14 protein-coding genes are annotated in these 18,769 nt (G+C 38.7%); 7 read left to right on the top strand and 7 right to left on the bottom strand.

What is annotated here, in order from left to right:
* The first annotated feature begins 25 nt into the window (after positions 1-25).
* The 5 genes from hemC to add all read left to right on the top strand — a co-directional run bounded on the left by hemC (position 26) and on the right by add (position 7,781).
* The gene (gene hemC / locus H5087_RS11270; protein ID WP_182672076.1) at positions 26-964 is read left to right on the top strand and encodes a hydroxymethylbilane synthase; all 939 of its coding nucleotides are present in this window, start codon (positions 26-28) and stop codon (positions 962-964) included.
* Complete coding sequence (locus H5087_RS11265) at positions 965-2,806, top strand: uroporphyrinogen-III C-methyltransferase (protein ID WP_182672075.1); 1,842 nt, start codon at positions 965-967, stop codon at positions 2,804-2,806. It abuts the gene before it with no gap.
* Positions 2,803-3,912 (top strand): heme biosynthesis HemY N-terminal domain-containing protein, encoded by a 1,110-nt coding sequence (locus H5087_RS11260; protein WP_182672074.1) that lies wholly within the window; start codon positions 2,803-2,805, stop codon positions 3,910-3,912. Before H5087_RS11265 ends, H5087_RS11260 begins: the two co-directional genes overlap by 4 nt.
* 51 nt (positions 3,913-3,963) lie before the next feature.
* Positions 3,964-6,651: a CHASE domain-containing protein gene (locus H5087_RS11255; RefSeq protein ID WP_182672073.1), complete on the top strand. Its 2,688-nt coding sequence runs from the start codon at positions 3,964-3,966 to the stop codon at positions 6,649-6,651.
* A 128-nt stretch (positions 6,652-6,779) separates the two neighbouring features.
* Positions 6,780-7,781 carry an adenosine deaminase gene (add, locus tag H5087_RS11250; protein WP_182672072.1) on the top strand — a complete coding sequence of 334 codons (1,002 nt, stop codon included), beginning with the start codon at positions 6,780-6,782 and terminating at the stop codon, positions 7,779-7,781.
* A 54-nt stretch (positions 7,782-7,835) separates the two neighbouring features.
* Here the strand turns inward: add and H5087_RS11245 are convergent, their stop codons facing one another.
* From H5087_RS11245 to H5087_RS11225, 5 genes are all read right to left on the bottom strand, one after another.
* On the bottom strand, positions 7,836-8,246 hold the full coding sequence (locus H5087_RS11245; protein WP_182672071.1) for a CBS domain-containing protein: 411 nt from the start codon (positions 8,244-8,246) through the stop codon (positions 7,836-7,838).
* A gap of 167 nt (positions 8,247-8,413) precedes the next feature.
* Positions 8,414-9,127: an NAD(P)H-flavin reductase gene (fre, locus tag H5087_RS11240; protein ID WP_149594663.1), complete on the bottom strand. Its 714-nt coding sequence runs from the start codon at positions 9,125-9,127 to the stop codon at positions 8,414-8,416.
* A gap of 109 nt (positions 9,128-9,236) precedes the next feature.
* Entirely contained in the window at positions 9,237-10,703 is a 1,467-nt protein-coding gene (gene ubiD, locus H5087_RS11235; protein WP_002960958.1) for a 4-hydroxy-3-polyprenylbenzoate decarboxylase, read from the bottom strand.
* 71 nt (positions 10,704-10,774) lie between these two features.
* Positions 10,775-12,805 carry a methyl-accepting chemotaxis protein gene (locus H5087_RS11230; RefSeq protein WP_182672070.1) on the bottom strand — a complete coding sequence of 677 codons (2,031 nt, stop codon included), beginning with the start codon at positions 12,803-12,805 and terminating at the stop codon, positions 10,775-10,777.
* Positions 12,806-12,871: 66 nt separating this feature from the next.
* Positions 12,872-13,153 (bottom strand): MliC family protein, encoded by a 282-nt coding sequence (locus H5087_RS11225; RefSeq protein ID WP_024595167.1) that lies wholly within the window; start codon positions 13,151-13,153, stop codon positions 12,872-12,874.
* A gap of 145 nt (positions 13,154-13,298) precedes the next feature.
* Here H5087_RS11225 and H5087_RS11220 point away from each other — a divergent pair, with 145 nt between their 5' ends.
* Together H5087_RS11220 and H5087_RS11215 are read left to right on the top strand one after the other, a co-directional pair.
* Complete coding sequence (locus H5087_RS11220; protein WP_182672069.1) at positions 13,299-14,204, top strand: DUF808 domain-containing protein; 906 nt, start codon at positions 13,299-13,301, stop codon at positions 14,202-14,204.
* An 80-nt stretch (positions 14,205-14,284) separates the two neighbouring features.
* Positions 14,285-16,249 carry a S9 family peptidase gene (locus tag H5087_RS11215; protein ID WP_259397766.1) on the top strand — a complete coding sequence of 655 codons (1,965 nt, stop codon included), beginning with the start codon at positions 14,285-14,287 and terminating at the stop codon, positions 16,247-16,249.
* 33 nt (positions 16,250-16,282) lie between these two features.
* Here H5087_RS11215 and H5087_RS11210 read toward each other — a convergent pair whose 3' ends face one another.
* A complete protein-coding gene (locus tag H5087_RS11210) occupies positions 16,283-17,224 on the bottom strand; it encodes a tetratricopeptide repeat protein (RefSeq protein WP_182672068.1) in 942 nt (313 codons plus the stop codon).
* 86 nt (positions 17,225-17,310) lie between these two features.
* The gene (locus H5087_RS11205; protein ID WP_182672067.1) at positions 17,311-18,711 is read right to left on the bottom strand and encodes a M20/M25/M40 family metallo-hydrolase; all 1,401 of its coding nucleotides are present in this window, start codon (positions 18,709-18,711) and stop codon (positions 17,311-17,313) included.
* Between the last annotated feature and the right edge of the window lie 58 nt (positions 18,712-18,769).

Genomic DNA, 18,769 nt, shown 5'->3' with positions numbered 1-18,769 from the left:
ACGCAGTAATTAATTGGATACCCCTATGACAGAAAAAACAAAATTAGTACGCATCGCAACGCGCAAAAGCGCTCTAGCACTTTGGCAGGCCGAATTTGTAAAAGCAGAGCTTGAGCGTTTTCATGCAGATGTGCGCGTAGAATTAGTCCCAATGTCGACACAAGGGGATATTATTTTAGATACGCCATTGGCCAAAATTGGCGGTAAAGGCTTATTTGTTAAAGAGCTAGAGCAAGCCATGCTAGATGGCCGAGCTGACATTGCCGTACATTCTATGAAAGATGTGCCAGTAGAGTTTCCTCAAGGGCTAGCACTGCATACTATTTGTGAGCGTGAGGATCCACGCGATGCGTTTGTATCAAACAATTTTGCAAATTTAAGTGAGCTACCACAAGGCGCTATTGTTGGTACTTCGAGCCTGCGTCGCCAGTGCCAAATTAAGGCACTTCGCCCTGATTTAGATATTCGTGATTTACGCGGCAATGTAAATACGCGTTTAGGTAAATTAGATGACGGCCAATATGATGCTATTATTTTAGCGGCTGCAGGGCTTATTCGTTTAGAAATGGAGTCGCGTATTGCTGACTACATTGAGCCAGAAGTGTCATTACCAGCAAATGGTCAAGGCGCTGTAGGTATTGAATGTCGTATTGATGATGAAGTAACCAAAGCATTACTTGCACCACTTGAGCATACACAAACACGTATTCGCGTAAACGCAGAGCGTTCGATGAATCGCTATTTAGAAGGTGGTTGCCAAGTTCCTATTGGTGCTTATGCATTAGTTGATGGCGAGCAGGTACATTTGCGTGGTTTAGTGGGTGCTGTTGATGGCAGCGAAATTTTACGTGACGAAGTAACCGGCCATGTAAATGACGCAGAAAAAATAGGTATTGAGCTTGCTAAAAAATTACTAGCTCAAGGTGCAGACAAAATATTAGCTGAAGTTTATAGAGACGCATAAATGACACATATTCTGATAACTCGGCCCGAAGGAAAAGGCGCAGCCCTTGCACAGCAATTAGAGCAAGCGGGTTATCAGGCGTCTTTGTTTCCGGTATTAAAAATAACGCATTTAACACCCTCCAGCACTGAACTTAGTCCGCTGTTAAATGCAGATAAAATAATATTTATCTCGCAAGATGCAGTCAGTGCACTTTCGCAATTAAAACCCGATATAAATACCAAGGCGCAGTTTTATGCGGTTGGACAACAAACAGCCGACATTATATATGAGCAATTTGGTGTGCGCGCAGCAGTACCAAAGCAGTATGATTCAGAAGGGTTACTTGCGCTTAAATCACTCGCCGAGGTTGATGGCAGTAATATAGTGTTAGTTAAGGGTCAAGGTGGCCGCCCTGAGTTAGCTAAAACGCTGAAAGAGCGCGGTGCTTTTTTAAATAATTGTGTTGTGTACAAACGTGAACCCACAGAGAGTATTACCCCTAACTGGACAGACCACTGGAAAAGCCAGAATGTACACGGTATAGTCATAACAAGTAATGCAGCAGTTGATGCTATATTTAAAAGCCTTACTGCACACCAACTACAATGGTTACAACAGTGCCGATTTTATGTTGCAAGCGAGCGGATAGCCGCTTATTTAAAGTTGCAACAGGTAAGTTCGGCTAATATACACATTGCAGCAGGGGCTAGCGATAATGCTATGTTTACCTGCATAAATCAGCAAGGTAGCAACATGAGCGAACAGTCAAAGCCAGTTACGGCAGAAAAAGGCACACCAACAATAGCTAACCCGGCCTCAGCTAAATCAGCTAAGCAAGAGCCAGCAGCTACAAAAAATACGACAGAAAAAAACAAACAAAAGGTAAGTAAGGTTGCAGCACTTGCGCTTCTTATTTCGTTAATTGTGGCCTCTGGTGTTGGATACGAGTTTTATCAAAAATTAAATGCTGGTAAGGTGCAAAACCTAGCCGTTAATGAGTTAAGCGAGCAAAATAAGTTACTCACCCAGGAGGTGCAAGCACTTAAATCGGCGCAATCTAATTTGCAACAAGCGCTGTTTAATAGTGAGGAAAAAGTTGCCGCAGCCCTAAATGAAAGTGCAGTTCAAAATCAGCAAGAATTGAAAGCCGCTTTGCAAAAGGCGCAGCAACAAGGCTCATCTTTAAACCCACAAGAAGTAACCAGCTTACAACGTATGGCTGAGTTTAAACTATGGGCTGAAAAAGATTATCAAGGCACTAGTGCTGTTTTAAAGCGCTTAGATGGATTGCTTAGTGAGCACCCAGGAACAGTTGAAGTTCGCCAAGCGATTATGCAAGATATACAAACACTTGATAGCCTTAAACCTGTTGCAACAGAGGCTATTTATTTACAGCTAAACAGTGTACTAAGCAGTATTGACGACTTAGTTTTTAATGCAGTTAATTTACCAGAAGAAGCAGCTGCAATAGATGAAAATGCTTTAAGTGGTGACGTGAGTGATTGGCAGCAAAACTTGAGTAATAGCTGGAATAAAATTGTGGATAGCTTTATTACTATTCGTCAGCACGAGGGTGTTTCCATTGAGCCATTACTTACGGATCAAGAGCGTCATTTAATAAATCAACGAATCAAGCTTAATATAACTCAGGCACAAGATGCACTTATGAGTAAGCAGGCGAGTATTTTCTTTAGCGCCTTAAGTGAAGCAAAACGTTTAGTTGGTGAGTACTTTAAGCAAGACGATGATACAACTAAAACGGTACTTAAAGCGTTGTCTAAACTTGAAAAAGAGCAGCTTAACTTTAATCCAAAAGTAACCTTAAACAGTACACAAAAGGTTAAGGAGTGGGCGCAATGATAGGGCTAATTATTTTAATTGTAGCTATTGTTGTTGTACTAGCGGTTACTCCATTCGTTCTAGATGAAAAAGGTTATGTACTTATTTCATTTAACAATACGACGATAGAAGGCACGATAGTATCGTTTTGTATAATGGCAGTCATTACCGCTGTTGTTTTATATTTAACATATAAGTTAATTCGTTATTTATTATCGATTTATCATAATACTAAGCATGGCTTTTTTTCACGTAGCCAAGAGCGCAAACAAGCAGCTATTGAGCAGGCTCTTTGGAGTGCTATTAATGATGATTACGAGCACGTAGAACAGGCTTTATCGGGTAATAGCGTACCAGATAAGTTTGAAGATATTCGCTTAGCATTACTTGCAAAAGCAGCGCTTGCTAATAATCAAACAGATAAAGCACTTGAGCGTTTATTTGAAATAAGCCCAGAGCATCAATTAAAAGTAGCAAAGCTATGGTTGGCAAGTGGCGATAGTAGCGCGATTGAATCACAAATGCGTATTAGCGCAGAAGCTAAAAAAGCCACCGCACTTGAGTTAAAACTTTATGCAGAAGTATTAGTACAGCAACAACACTTTAGTGCGCTGGAAGACTTTTTGCCGCGTTTACTGCGCAAAAAAGCACTTACTGATGCACAGTGGACGCAGTTATTTAGTGCTTATTTTAGTGCGTTAGATGCAGACAAGCTGAGTGAAAAATATAAACAGCTGCCTAAAAAGCTGCAAGCTCATGCCCACACCGCATATTTAATGCAAATGGCGCAAGCAGGTCAATTGGCTGTTATTGAAAGTGACTTAATTAAGATGGTTAAGCATAGTGAGCAACACTTAGAGCTTGCAAATATATTAAGTAAAGCAACAGCAGCCGATGCAGCTAAGTTGCAAATAAGCATTCAAGAACGGCTTAAGAAGGATGATTCAAATAATTCACTATTACTTGCGCTAGCTTGCCTTGCTAATGCTAAGGGTGATTATGACTTAGCAGCTAGAATATTTGATAAAGCACTGAATAGTGAAAATAAAAAACAGTTCTCTGAACAAGCTGTGTTGAGTTATAAAAATAGTGCACAGGCAGAAAAGGCGCTCGTTTTATATCAATAAATGACTACACTATAACTACTTAGCATTTTTTGTAGTTCAGGAGCACAAGCTTTGAGAAAGTTTTTAATATTAACCCTTAGCTTGGCTTGTGCTTACTTCTTTACAGGATACTTTAGCAACTCACTTCTTTCTGTAGATGGCTATGCGGTCGCCTCCTGGCCGCCCTCAGGAATTGCTTTAGCGAGCTTTTTAATTTGGGGACGTAAGTCATTTATTGGCCTTATTATTGGGGCTTTTTGTACTAACTTAATTCACCTTGAACGCACCGTAGATATTTTTCATTTTATTGTGCTTTTACAAGCTATAGGCATTACTTTAGCCTCTGTTTTACAGGCTTGGATTGGCCGACAAATTATAGTGAATGTTATAAAAGCGCCGTTGGATTTATCTTCTTTAAAACACAGTGTTCAAAGCTTAATAGTAGCAGGACCAATATGTTGTGTTATTGCTGCAGGTGTGGGAACTAGTTTATTAGCATTGAATAATGTGATTCCGACCAATGCTATTTTTGATAGCTTTATAGCATGGTGGATTGGCGACAGTATCGGTGTACTTATATTTACTCCACTCATGCTCGCAGCCTTTAATTACACGCAAGTACGCCAGCGTATGTTGGTAATTTTACCTTCACTATTAATTTATATACTAATCAGCGTTAGTTTTTATGGCGCTGCCAGTGTTAAAAAAGAAAAAGACATTCAAAAGCAAGAAGCCAAAATACTTACTGTGCAAAATGCTATAAGCCAGAAGCTCGATGGTATTACTGCTCACTTAGGATTGTTAGCTACATTTTTTGCTAGTAGTAATGACGTGAACTTTAAAGAGTTTAAACAATTTACTTCAAAGCAGTTGGGCTACAGCCAAGAAATTTTAGCATTTGAATGGATACCTTATGTACCAGCAAATAAACTCGCAGATTTTGAAACACATGAAAATCCAGCCACAGGCAAACCTCTATACATAAAAGAAAAGTCACTAGATGGAGCTTGGCAACCAGCAGGTACGCGTAGTAATTACTTTCCAGTAAAGTACGTATATCCCTTAAAAGGTAATGAAGATGTTTTAGGGTTTGATTTAGCTTCTAGTAAAGTAAGAGGTGCAGCGCTTAGCAAAGCGAAAGAGCTTAATGAACTTGCACTAAGTGAGCCAATTATTTTAGTCCAAAATACAGCCGAACACGGTGTGCTTTTTTTATATCCTGTTTTTAGACAGTCCTCTACCGAAGATGATTTTCAAGGCTTTGTGGCAGCGATAGTCAGTCTGAAACGCTTATCGCAAACATTATTATTTGATCACAACAACTCAATTTCAGCTAGCTTTTTTGATACAACGATAGCAGGGAAAAAGCAGGCAATTTATATTGCAGATACCGCTAATTCGCAAGCGCTATTTAAAGAATATCAATTGTTGATTGGAAAGCGTATGTGGCAGGTTGAGTTATATGAGCCAATAGTTAGAACGTCTTGGTTAGTATATTGGCTTGCACAAATAGTAGGTATGTTGTTTGTGTGGTTACTGATTACATTTTTGATTTCAGTTACTGGTACAAACATACAAATTCGCGAACAAGTGGCCAAGCAAACACATACACTACGCAAAGAAAAACAAAAAGCAGATGAAGCGAGTCATATAAAGGGGCAGTTTTTAGCAAACATGAGCCACGAAGTCCGCACCCCTATTAACGGTATAAAAGGGCTGCATTATTTAGCGCTCCAGCAAAACGATTGGCAACAAGCTAGAAGTTACATAGAGCAAGCAGATGGGGCACTTGGTGTTTTACTGAGGGTATTAAACGATGTGCTCGACTTTTCAAAAATGGAAGCAGGCAAGCTAGACTTAATGCAAGAGCCTATTAATGTAGCGAGTTTAGCGGATGAAATGCTTAATTTACTTCAGTTTGAGGCTGACATTAAATCAATAAAGTTAAGTCTCGATTTTGATAAAACATCAAATTTGGTCATTAATACCGATCCAATTCGCTTAAAACAAGTGCTGCTGAATCTGCTCAATAATGCGGTTAAATTTACAGGGGAAGGTGAAATCACTCTGAAAATTTGGCAATCGAAAAAAATGACTTATTTTAGTATTAACGATACGGGTATTGGTATTAGTAGCGAAGCACAGAAACAATTGTTTAAACCGTTTGCACAAGCTGATAGCTCAACCTCACGCCAATATGGTGGTACAGGCTTAGGATTAAGTATTTGCAAAAAACTGGTTGAGTTAATGGGTGGTGCAATTGATTTAGTTAGTTATGAAGGTAAAGGCTCTACATTTACATTTAGTTTGCCGCTAATATCGCCTTTACCAAAGGCAGAGCAAATTCAGCAGCAATACAACGAAATAGACGTAAGTACATTATCATTTACAGGCTATAAATTACTTTTAGTAGAAGATAATCCACTTAATCAGCATGTTGCTAATGCTATTTTAAAAACGAAAGGCTGTATTGCCGACATTGCTAACGATGGTTTTGAAGCCATAGAAAAGCTAGCCGAAAATAGCTACGACATTGTGCTTATGGATATTCAAATGCCAAAAATGGATGGACTCAAAGCAACAAAAGTAATTCGTCGTGATTTAGAGTTAATTGATTTACCCATAATAGGGCTATCGGCGAACGCCCATGACGAGGACGTTAAAAAGGCACTAGCCTGTGGAATGAATGGCTATATTACCAAACCTATTGATGCAAATACGCTTTTTAAAACTCTTTGGCATCACTTATCAGGAAAATAAGCTGTATCATTTTTTTTGCACAAAAAGCAGACATATGACCGCTAAAACTTACCGCAAATCATATAGACTTGAAAAATAACTGTATCTGCGTATCATGCGCGCAAATTTAACTAAACTGGGTTGCTATTATGATCAATAGAAAATTACCTTTGCTAGATATTCACCGCCATTTAGACGGTAATGTACGTGCGCAAACCATATTAGAACTTGGTCGACAGTTTAATATAGAGCTACCTGCAGATAACGTTGAAGCATTAATCCCTCATGTTCAAGTTATTGATCCTGAACCAAACCTCATGGCTTTTTTACAGAAGTTAGATTGGGGAGTTACTGTGCTTGGCGACTACGATGCGTGTAGACGTATCGCAATTGAAAACATTGAAGATGCACAAGCACAAGGTCTTGATTATGTGGAGCTTCGATTTAGCCCTTACTACATGGCACAAAGCCAAGGTTTACACCCAGAAGGCGTTGTAGAGGCAGTTGTTGATGGTATTAAATCAGCAACAAAAGGCGCAAATATAAAAGCTAACTTGATTGGTATTTTATCGCGTACTTATGGCGTAAAAACGTGTCAAAAAGAGCTTGATGCATTACTCGCATTTAAAAATGATTTAGTTGCTGTTGATTTAGCCGGTGACGAAATTGGCTTCCCGGGTGAGTTGTTTGTAGAGCACTTTAAACAAGTACGAAATGCGTATTTAGCTTCGACTGTCCATGCTGGAGAAGCACTTGGTGCTCCAAGTATTTGGCAAGCAATTAATGAGTTGGGTGCGAGCAGAATAGGGCATGGCGTTAAAGCAATTGAAGATCCAAAACTAATGGATTATTTACGCGATAACCGTATTGGTATTGAGTCATGCTTAACAAGTAATATTCAAACCAGTACAGTAAACGATTTAACTAAGCACCCACTTAAACAGTTTTTAGATCATGGTATTTTAGCGTGTATTAATACTGATGATCCTGCGGTTGAAGGTATTGAAATTGAGTATGAATATACCGTTGCTGCACCTAAAGCAGGCTTATCTCAAGCTGATATGGAAAAAGCCCAAAAAAATGCTTTAGAAATAGCATTTTTAAGCGATGGCGATAAAAAAGAACTTTTAGCACTCGTTAGCTCACGTTAATGTAAGAGCATTAAAAATGCCGCTTTATATAAGCGGCATTTTTGTATCTGCAATTTAGCGTGTTTGGCAGCTTATGTAATTATCGTAAAGTGCTTTAAGTACGTCTGCTCGGCTGATCATACCGATTACTTTAATGCCCTCTACAACAGGATAGTTTTTTGGTTTACCAGGCTGCATCTGCTGTGCAAGCTCAATAATGTTGGTATCGCCGCTAACGGTCACTACCTCTGTTTGCATAAGCTGCGATACTTTAACCATCCCATCACAAAAATAACTGCTTTGAGTAAGTGGTTGTAACAGCTCTTGCTCTGATATAAATCCAACTAAGTATTTATCTTTATCAAATACTGGTGCGCCAAGTAGTTTAAATTTTTGTAGTTCTGCTATGGCTGTCGTCATTTCTGTATCTGGTGTGATATTTGGCAACTTGCGTTGCATAAAATCTTTTACTTTTGTATTTAGCATTTGGGTCTCTCCCGCTGATGTTCTATACAAAGTATGGTTTATAGATAGGGATTTAGGAAATTGTTTATATTGATGGAGCTGATAGGTTTTAACTATTAAATATTTGTTGTTATAAAAATAAAGGCACCGATTAGGTGCCTTTATTTATAACTGAAAGTAAATTTCAATTATTTGATAAATGCGAATGCATCTGCGTACATGTTTTCACGAATTGCACCATGAGTAATAAAGTCATCACGGACAATACCTATCATGTCAAAACGACCTGCCATATAAATATCGTATGGTTCTAGTGACACAATATCTTGCATTACTGCTTTGTGTACATAGCCAGTGTGTCCTTGCCAATTAGCAGATGGATTTTCTACTACAGGAATAAACTTAAAGTTCTCATGGCTATCTGCCCATGCTTGCATTTCTGTGTGTGCGTATAAAGCAGATTCTTCTTTTACGCCCCAGTAAAACAACACAGGACGGTCGCATTTTATTTCAGCTAAATGATCAGCCATTGATTTTGCGTATGAAAAACCAGTACCACCGGCGAGTAAAATAATAGGGCGCTCACATTGCAGGCGCAACTGTGAAATACCCAAGCCAGCTTCAATGTCTACTAACTGCCCTGTGGTATGGGCGTTTCGTAAATGCTCTAACGATTGCATTGCATACGAATCGGCACCTGAGGCGCCAATATGCAGTTCTATTGCATCGCACTGTGAAGGGCGACTAGCTATAGAAAAAGCACGTTTGTCTTTTTCGCCTAATACGAGTTGCATGTATTGGCCAGCTTCAAAGGTCACCGGTTGTTGTGGCTTTAAAATTACTTTATGAACAAATTCTGTAAGTGGGCTGATAGCTACAACTTCAGCTTTTAATGTTTGCATTTTTTACCTTTTAGCAGCGCTTGTAACAGCAGATACGCAATCGAATAGCTCGATTCTAGCATATCTGCAGGGTTATTTTATAGCCTGATATGTACTTACATATAAACACTTAAACAATATTAAGGCTTTCCCAAATATCATCTACACGGTCTTTGGTGTCTTTATCCATAACAATAGGCTCGCCCCATTCGCGGGTGGTTTCGCCAGGCCATTTATTGGTAGCATCCATTCCCATTTTTGAACCAAGACCTGAGACTGGCGATGCAAAATCGAGATAATCAATAGGTGTGTTCTCTATTAATGTTGTATCACGTGCTGGATCCATTCGGGTTGTTATAGCCCAAATAACATCTTCCCAATCGCGGGCGTTAACATCGTCATCGCAGACGATTACAAATTTGGTGTACATAAACTGGCGTAAGAACGACCAAACTCCCATCATCACGCGCTTAGCATGGCCTGGATATTGTTTTTTCATTGTTACAATCGCCATACGATATGAGCACCCTTCAGGCGGAAGGTAAAAGTCGACAATTTCAGGGAATTGCTTTTGTAGTATCGGCACAAACACTTCATTAAGTGCCACACCTAAAATAGCAGGCTCATCAGGCGGACGGCCGGTAAATGTGCTGTGATAAATAGGATCTTTACGATGCGTTAAATGAGTGACCGTCATTACTGGAAAGTCATCGACTTCATTATAGTAACCGGTATGGTCACCATAAGGGCCTTCTGGCGCCATTTCACCAGGCATTATGTAACCTTCAAGTACTATTTCTGCACTGGCAGGGACTTGTAGGTCATTTGAAATAGATTTTACAACTTCGGTTCTGCTGCCACGTAATAACCCAGCGAATGCATATTCGCTTAGAGTGTCAGGTACAGGCGTTACGGCACCTAATATAGTGGCAGGATCGGCACCTAATGCTACCGATACAGGGTAGGGTTGCCCTGGGTTTTCTTTACACCATTCTTGAAAATCAAGCGCGCCACCACGATGTGACAACCAGCGCATAATTATTTTATTTTTGCCTAATAATTGTTGGCGATAAATACCTAAATTTTGGCGCTTTTTATAAGGCCCTTTGGTAACTGTAAGGCCCCAAGTAATTAATGGTGCTGCATCACCTGGCCAGCAATGTTGAATAGGTAATTTAGTTAAATCTACATCATCACCTTCTAAAACTACTTGTTGGCAAGGCGCTTTTTTAACTTCTTTTGCAGGCATATTAAGCACTTGCTTAAAAATAGGTATAGCGCCTAGAGCTTCTTTAATACCCTTTGGTGGATCAGGTTCTTTTAAAAAGGCGAGTAGCTTGCCCACTTCGCGAAGCTCGCTAACATCTGTTTGGCCCATGCCCATTGCTACGCGTTTTGGTGTACCAAATAAGTTGGTAAGCACCGGCATATCGTAGCCTTTTGGGTTTTCAAATAATAACGCAGGGCCTTTTGCACGCAATGTGCGATCAGATATTTCGGTCATTTCAAGATACGGGTCGATTTCTTGGGTGATACGTTTAAGTTCGCCTTTTTTTTCAAGCAAATCGATAAAATCACGTAGATCTTTATATTTCATTGTGGGCCGCTATTAAGCAAAAGAGTTAAAGTATTATACCCATTTCATGCAAGGCAAGTCATTACTTGCACTTAAAACTTAAAGCGCTCTACGGCACTCGTTAAAGAGTGTGCAAGTTGGTTTACGTCTTCACTTTCGCTTGCTAGGGTTGTCGCGTTTTGGGCATTCAAGGTTGCTTGCTCTGTCACCTTTGCCATTATTTGTTGAATGTCGCCACTGTTAGTCAATTGCTCATGTGATGCATGAGCAATTTGCTCACTCATCTGATTAACAGACAACAATGTGCTTTTAATACGCTCTACGGCTTTATTTAGTTCAGTGCTGTTTTTAACACATTGCTTGGCTTGGTGTTGGCCATCAGTAATGTGTTCTTGAGTTGTTTTAGTGTGTTGTTGCAATGTTTGGATCATGGTGTTTATTTCGCTAGTCGAGGTTTGTGTTCGTGCAGCTAATGATCGAACCTCATCAGCAACTACAGCAAACCCGCGTCCGTTTTCACCCGCTCGCGCTGCTTCAATTGCAGCATTAAGTGCAAGTAAGTTAGTCTGCTCGGCAATGCTACTAATTGTTTCAACAATGGCTTCAATAAGCTGGGTGTACTGTGCGAGTTCTTCTGTGCTGCCTACTGCTTTATCAAGACGCTGCAATAAAGTTTCTATACTTAGACTATTTTGATTAGCAATCTCGTTTACATCATTTGCAAATTGCGATGCGTTTGTTATTTCACTTGATGTTTTATCTGCTTGTTCATAAACCGCTTGTGAGTTGATTAGCATATTTTGTGCAAGCGATGTTGCCTGCGCGCTTCGCTCTAACTGCTGTTGTGCAACAACCGTCATTTGCTGACCTTTTTCACTGGTTTTAATAGCGCTGCGGTCTAGCTCGTGGGCGTCACTACTAATTGCACCAATTAGGTTAGTCAGGTCTTCACTGAGTTTATTTATGTTATTTAGCAAAGTACCAAATTCATCCTTACTACGTGGGTGGCTTCGCTTTGATAAATCACCTGAGGCGATTCGGGCTAAGTCGCGGTTTACTTTTTTAAGCGGTTTTAGCATTGCGCGAGTTGTAAAAATAGAGATAGCGATAATCAATATAATTAAAACAATCGTAATAATTACTACAGAACTAATCCCTGTATTTATGGCGGCCTTTGCATTAGTTTGTAAGGCATTAAAGCGCTCATCAGCCAATTTATTAAGTTCAATAAGCTGACCTTCTGTTGTTATAAATTGCTGTTGAAAGTGTTCAAAATTTTGAGCCGCAGCAATAGCACTTTTGAGTACTTTATTTTGTTGGGCATAAATTCCTGTATCGTTGTTAAGCAATTCTCTTAATTGATTAAACTTAGCCGTTAAATTTTTAGCATTAAACGCATTATTAAAAGGTAGCGCTTGTTGCTCTAAATAGGTGAAATTAGGTTGGATGTTATCTAGTAGAAATAGAGTATCTTGCTGATGACTATTTAAATCATTGATACTTGCAGTTTGAGTAATGCTTTTTATATTATTGCTTAAGTTAAACAATAAATCGTCTATACGGGTCGCTGTTCCAAACATAGCATTAAGTAACGCCTGCTGTTTTACAGGCACTTCTAAAAGTTCTATATCAAGTAAGTTAGAACTTAAATTGTAAAGTTGCTCGTTAAACGTTGCTGATAATTCTATGGTGGAATTTTGCGCTACAAACTTACGCTCTTTAGCGCTAAACATTGCGACACTTACTTCAGTCAGTTGCTCGAAGCCTGCGTTGGTACTGGTGAGTAAATTTTGCATGGTTATTTGTTGATTTAGTTGAGCGCTTAACGAATTGAGCATATCGCTAAATTGTAGTTGCTCAACTTGCGCCTGTTTTTTATTTTGTTGAAGTAAATCAAGGTTTGCTTGGCTGTAAGCTAAAGCGTTAAATTTGGTAATAGACAGTAATGATAGCCTTAAATCTTTGCTGAACTGTTGTACCGGAACCGCTAATTTTTCGGTTCGGGTATTGTTAACGCTAATTTTGTTTAATGACCAATAAAAAAATACACTACTTGTTAGCACCAATATGCCAATGGCTGTAAAGGCTAAAATTATTTTATGTTTGATCGCAATTGAACGCATAACTTCATCACAATAATGGGTCTTTAATTATTGTAGCATTGTTGTAATTTATTGGTTGTTTTTATGTTAAACCTTGGTGCACTGTCTTTTTTTACCTGCAATGATTAACATGGCTTCATTACCCTTACCCCAAAACAGTACCTCTTCACTTATATATTTATTCCCAGATGCACTTTTTTCGTGATTAAGTACATGCACTTTATTGTTAAAGATAAGTTCGGCTTCAGAATTATTAATAATATTGAGTTTTACGCTCTCATCATCGCATTGGTAAGCAGTACTGGTTTTTAAATCACTACATGCGGTTAAGCTTAGTAAAATAGCGATTAATGCTAAATATACTTTCATTTTTCCTCCCATCTTCTTTAAACGTTAGTTAAAACACAGGGCAAAATTTTAATCTAATGTAAGAATAACAAAGCAAAATTAACCGTTGGTGAAAGTAGCGCTTTAAGTTATGTTTATAGCAATATTTTTTGAGCTCGGAAGCTTTATGGCAGGCACTAACCTTTTAACATTATTAGATGATATAACCACTTTACTTGATGACATTGCGACAATGAGTAAGGTAGCAACAAAAAAAACAGCAGGTGTATTAGGCGATGACTTAGCGCTCAATGCACAGCAGGTTACAGGTGTAGCAGCAGAGCGTGAATTACCGGTTGTTTGGGCTGTGGCAAAGGGCTCATTTTTAAATAAAGCGATACTCGTACCCGCTGCTTTATTAATAAGCGTATGGCTGCCTTGGTTAATAACACCGCTTTTAATGATGGGTGGTTTGTTTTTATGTTTTGAGGGAGCTGAAAAAGTATTTGCTAAGTTTTTGCCTCATAACAGTGAAGCGGTAGACGAAGATGAAAAGTTAGATTTAGTTGAGTACGAAAAACAAAAAATAAAAGGGGCAATAAGAACCGACTTTATTCTTTCTGCCGAAATTATTGTGATTACTTTAGGTACTGTGGCAGGTGCTACATTGCTTAATCAAGCTTTAGTGCTTTGTGTTATCGCAATTATAATGACTATTGGTGTTTATGGCTTAGTGGCAGGTATTGTAAAACTGGATGATGCCGGACTTTATTTACTCAACCAATCTAAAGTGTCAGCTAATCAATTTAAAGAATTACTTGGGAAAGGCTTACTCGCAGCAGCGCCTAGGTTGATGCAGTTTTTAGCATTTGCGGGCACCATCGCGATGTTTTTAGTAGGTGGCGGGATTTTAGTACATGGTGTTGAGTTACTGCATCATACTCAAGTCGATGTAACAAACTATGCCCAATCTGTTGCTGGCGGTACAGGAGAGGTATTGGCTCCTCTATTGTTTGATGGTTTGCTAGGCGTGATTGCTGGCTTAGTTGTTGTGCTTATACATGTAGGTTATACAAAGTTAATTAAAAAATAGCAGACACATTTAGTTATCATTTTCGTTACATTTTATAAGGCTTTATATATTATGACTTCTTGTTGTTAATACAGGGAATTATGATGAATTTTCTTTTAAGATGTAACTTGTTAGTACTTCTGTTATTTGTAAGCTTTTTTAGCTTCTCAAAGCAGCCCCAAATCCCCGTGGAGTACTTCAGTAAAAATAAAGAGTTTAATCACGCTACTATTTCTCCAGGCGGCGAGTATTTAGCGGTTATAAATAAAGTTGCAGGTAAAAATGCGCTTGTTATTTTTGATACTGAAAACTTTAAAATGCTTCATGCAGTTGCCTTTGAAGGAAATGCTCAAGTTGGTGATTATCATTGGGTTAATAATGAACGAGTTGTTGTTACTAAAGAGTATTTAAAAGGGTGGCAAGACCACCCTGAATATCATGGTGAGATATTTGGCGTAAATGCTAATGGAGCTAGAGGTAAATATCTAATTGGTTACCATGGTGAAATGCAAACAGGTACACGCCTTAAAAGGCAGACTCCTTTATACGGAACTTCATTTGTATTAGATCCCTTAGTTACTAACAAAAGAAAAATGTTAGTAGTTACCTATCCTTGGACCTCGAGTAATGAACCGCATACTATTGTCTATGAAGTAGATGTATATACGGGCAAAAGGAAGCAAGTTACTTTGTCTCCATCACGTATGGCTGAATTTTTAACTGATCATGATGGTAATGTTCGAGTTTCAGTATCTACAGATAATTATATAGATGCAAAAATACATACTAAGGCAAAAGATGGCGGTGACTGGGAGAAATTAAATTTAGGAGAGGTTAGTTATGGCGATATTAGACTAAAAGCTTTTGATAAGTCTGGTGACAACATTTATATGACTGCTTCTGTTGGTGGAGAGGCTGAAGGGTTATATAAACTAAATTTAAATACTAAGGAAATTGAATTAGTTCATCAAGAACAATATGTATCTCCAAAAAGAGTGTGGGTTGATGAAGTTTCAAAAGAATTATTTGCAATAGAAAGTGAGTTAGGTTATCCAAACTATGCTTTTATAGATAAAGACTCTCATAAAAGTGTTCGTTTAAAGTCTTTGATAGAAGCATTACAGGGCGACCAAGTGCAGTTAGTCAGTAGCACCTCTAATGGCGATATTAATGTTATTTACGCATCAAGTGATACCAACCCTGGTAAATATTACTTATACGATGGGGTACAAAATAAGCTAAGAATATTATTTTCAGCGCGTGGCTGGCTGAACGAAAATGAGCTTTCAAAGACAAAACCTATTCAATATAAAACTCGGGATGGTTTAACTATTTATGGGTATTTAACTGTTCCTAATGGTCTTGAAGATAAAAACTTACCTCTAGTTGTAATGCCTCATGGCGGTCCACATGGCCCTCGTGATTATTGGGGTTATGATTCTGAGGTACAGTTATTAGCAAGTAGGGGAATGGCTGTACTAAGAGTTAATTTTAGAGGTTCAGGTGGGTTTGGTCGAAACTTCGAAGAATCAGGTTACCAAAAGTGGGGTTCTGATATTCAGTTTGATATTATTGATGGTGTTAAGTTTTTAATTTCTAATGGAACGGTAAACAAAAACAACATTTGTATAATGGGAGCAAGCTTTGGTGCTTATTCAGCTTTGCAGAGCGCCATTTTAGAACCAGACATGTTTAAGTGTGCAATTGGAACAGTTGGTATTTATGACCTACCTCTAATGTTTGAAGAAGGTGATATTTCAGGGCGTAGTACAGGACAAAACTATCTTGAAAACGTTTTAGGCACTGATGAAACGCTTATGAAGGCATTTTCACCTAGCTATAATATAGATAAGCTTAAAGCAGCTGTGTTCATAGTTCACGCAGGTGAAGATGCACGAGCCCCTATTGAACAAGCCGAATCATTAATTGCTGCATTGAAAAAAGCTAACCATCCTTATAAGTACGTGTTATTGGAGGATGAGGGCCATGGTTTTTACAAAGAAGAACACAGAACTGCTTACTACAAACAAGTAATTAATTTTTTAGATAAACATTTAGAGTTATAAAATATTAAAGCAGCAAGTAACATACTTGCTGCTTTATTCACAGCTAGCTATTTTACAAAGAGATTCCAATTCAAATTGTGCTTTAGTATTTTTTTGCTCAATGGCCTTTTTGTACCAATAAATAGCCTGCTGTTGATCCTGATCTATTCCCTGACCATCACGATACATTTGCGCTAAATTTAATTGCCCCCATTGAGAGCCCGCTTCAGCAGCTTGTTTAAAGCTATTAAATGCTTCAACAAACAAACCATCTTTAAAGTAAATAATGCCTTGTTGATTGTTTTTATCGAGCTTTAAGCCTTTATATAGTGGCTTAGGTTTGGGAGGATGCATCACAAACCCACCATAAAGGATGTTGGCATAGGGGCGCAGCACGTCGTAAATAGCTTCGTCGTTGTAAAGGCGTGCTACTTCATCACGAGGGAGGGTGATTGTTTTAGTGGAAAAGTAATTGTCTTGAATTAGCTGGCTAGTACGCATTGCCAAAGTAATACTATTATTACGTTTATAGCTGTAGTTGCTTATCTGAAAGGTAATAAATTGTTCGTCAAAATTTAAAACTTGAGCAATTTTTAAATTGGTTAGGGTCCAGGGCTCGTGTGTAAATTTGTCGGCGTGTACTAAGTAAGTATCATATATTTTAGGCGTATTTAAATAGTTTTTCTTTTGAGTCTCGCTATTAAGGTGCTGTTGATAAAAAAATAAAACAATCCAAAGTAATAAAAATACACCAATAAAGTATTTAGGTAGGCTTAGTTTTTCTATTAACGGTAGTTGCGTTATTTTTACAGGTTCGCTTTTTCCGCATTGATAGCACTCGCGTTTATAACTTAATTTTAAGGCAAGCATAGGTAAAATACTAAACCGTAAATAGCGGCTTTTATTTACTAAATGGTAGGCGTCGCTTTGACAATGAGGGCAGCGTGTTGTTTGTGCAAAATGTGGAAATGATTCACTCGTGTTGAAAAGTAACATAAAGCACGCTCCTTGTTTAATTACCTAAAGGTAAAACAAGAAGCGTGTTAGTTAAAGCCACAAACTGTAAGTAAGTATGTCAGTTATTACTTATTTTGAGCTTTAGGCTTAATTGTTGTTTTTGCATCAGCAGCCATTAGAGCAAATACAGCGTATGCAGCGGTATTTTGACGCAGCTTAGCAGGTGTTACTTTATCAAGCGTATCGTCAGCTGTATGATGGTAATCAAAGTAATCTGTTCCATCTTGAGCAAGTTCAAAAATAGGTGCTGAGGTTGCTGCTTTAAGTGGAATCAGATCTGGGCCACCATTCGCTTGGTTTTTACCAATATGCTCAATATTTAACGGCGAAAGTTCTTTTGCAATAGCACGCACTACAGGAAGTGACTCTGCGCTTACGTTCGATTCAAAAGCATATACAACATCGGCGCCAAAATCAGACTCAGCTGCTGCAACAATATTGCTTAGCTCGTTTTTATGCTTTGCAAAATAGGCTTTTGCACCCCAAAGGCCTAGCTCTTCGGCTGCAAAAAGTACCACACGAATACTGCGCTTAGGACGTTTTACATCGCTAATATGCTTAGCGGCTGCCATTGTTAGCGCAACGCCTGCGCCGTCATCTAGTGCGCCAGTTCCTAAGTCCCAAGAATCTAAATGCCCGCCAATTAATACATATTGCTCAGGGTTTTCGGTACCATTAAATTGGCCAATAACGTTATAACCTGTGCCTTCACCAAGGCTTTCGGTTTGCACATTAATATTTACCGATACGTCTTTATCTAAAGCAATGAGTCGTGCAATCTGATCGGCATCTGGGTTAGCAATGGTTACATTAGGTATTTTTGTAACACCTTCTTTGTAGTAACTACCGCCAGTGTGTGCAAAACGATGATGACCAGTACTTACCGAGCGCATCATGTAGGCAACAGCCCCTTTTTTAGATGCTTCTATCGCGCCTGTGCCACGTGCTTTTACAGCAGGTCCGTAACCATTCCCGTCTATATCGCGGTTCATGCGGTAATTAATATACGCAATTTTACCTTTTAGGCTATTTTCTGGTGCTGCAATTAACTCATCAAGTGTTTCGAACAAGACTACTGGTGCTGTGATCCCATCTTTAGGCGTGCTTATACTGTTACCTAATGCAGTTAAATGTAGAGGTTGCTCGCTTGGTGTTAGTATTTTTCCGCTTTCGCTATAACGGCGCCATTCAGGAAAAGTCGCTTCTTCAAGCCATACTTTATCAAAACCAAGCTCATTAAATTTAGCTTTAGCCCATGCCACTGCTTTTTTATCATTTTCAGTACCAGGTAAGCGAGGTCCTACTTCAGTTGTTAATGACTCTAGTAATTTATAGCTTAAACCACTATTTAGAACAGAGGTGCGCACTTCATTGACTTGTTGTAATTGCTTTTGGGTAAATTCGGCGTTGTTAGCGTTTGCAGCCATACTACTAGTAAGCAGCAGTGCGGTAATTAATTTTTTCATTTGGGTAAGCCTTTTTAATAATTAGCGCTATTAGAACATGTAACAAACATGATAAAAA

It is taken from the genome of Pseudoalteromonas sp. SR43-7 (assembly GCF_014163785.1).
Classification (GTDB): Bacteria; Pseudomonadota; Gammaproteobacteria; order Enterobacterales; family Alteromonadaceae; genus Pseudoalteromonas; species Pseudoalteromonas distincta.
This window is presented reverse-complemented; position numbering and strand designations above follow the sequence as displayed.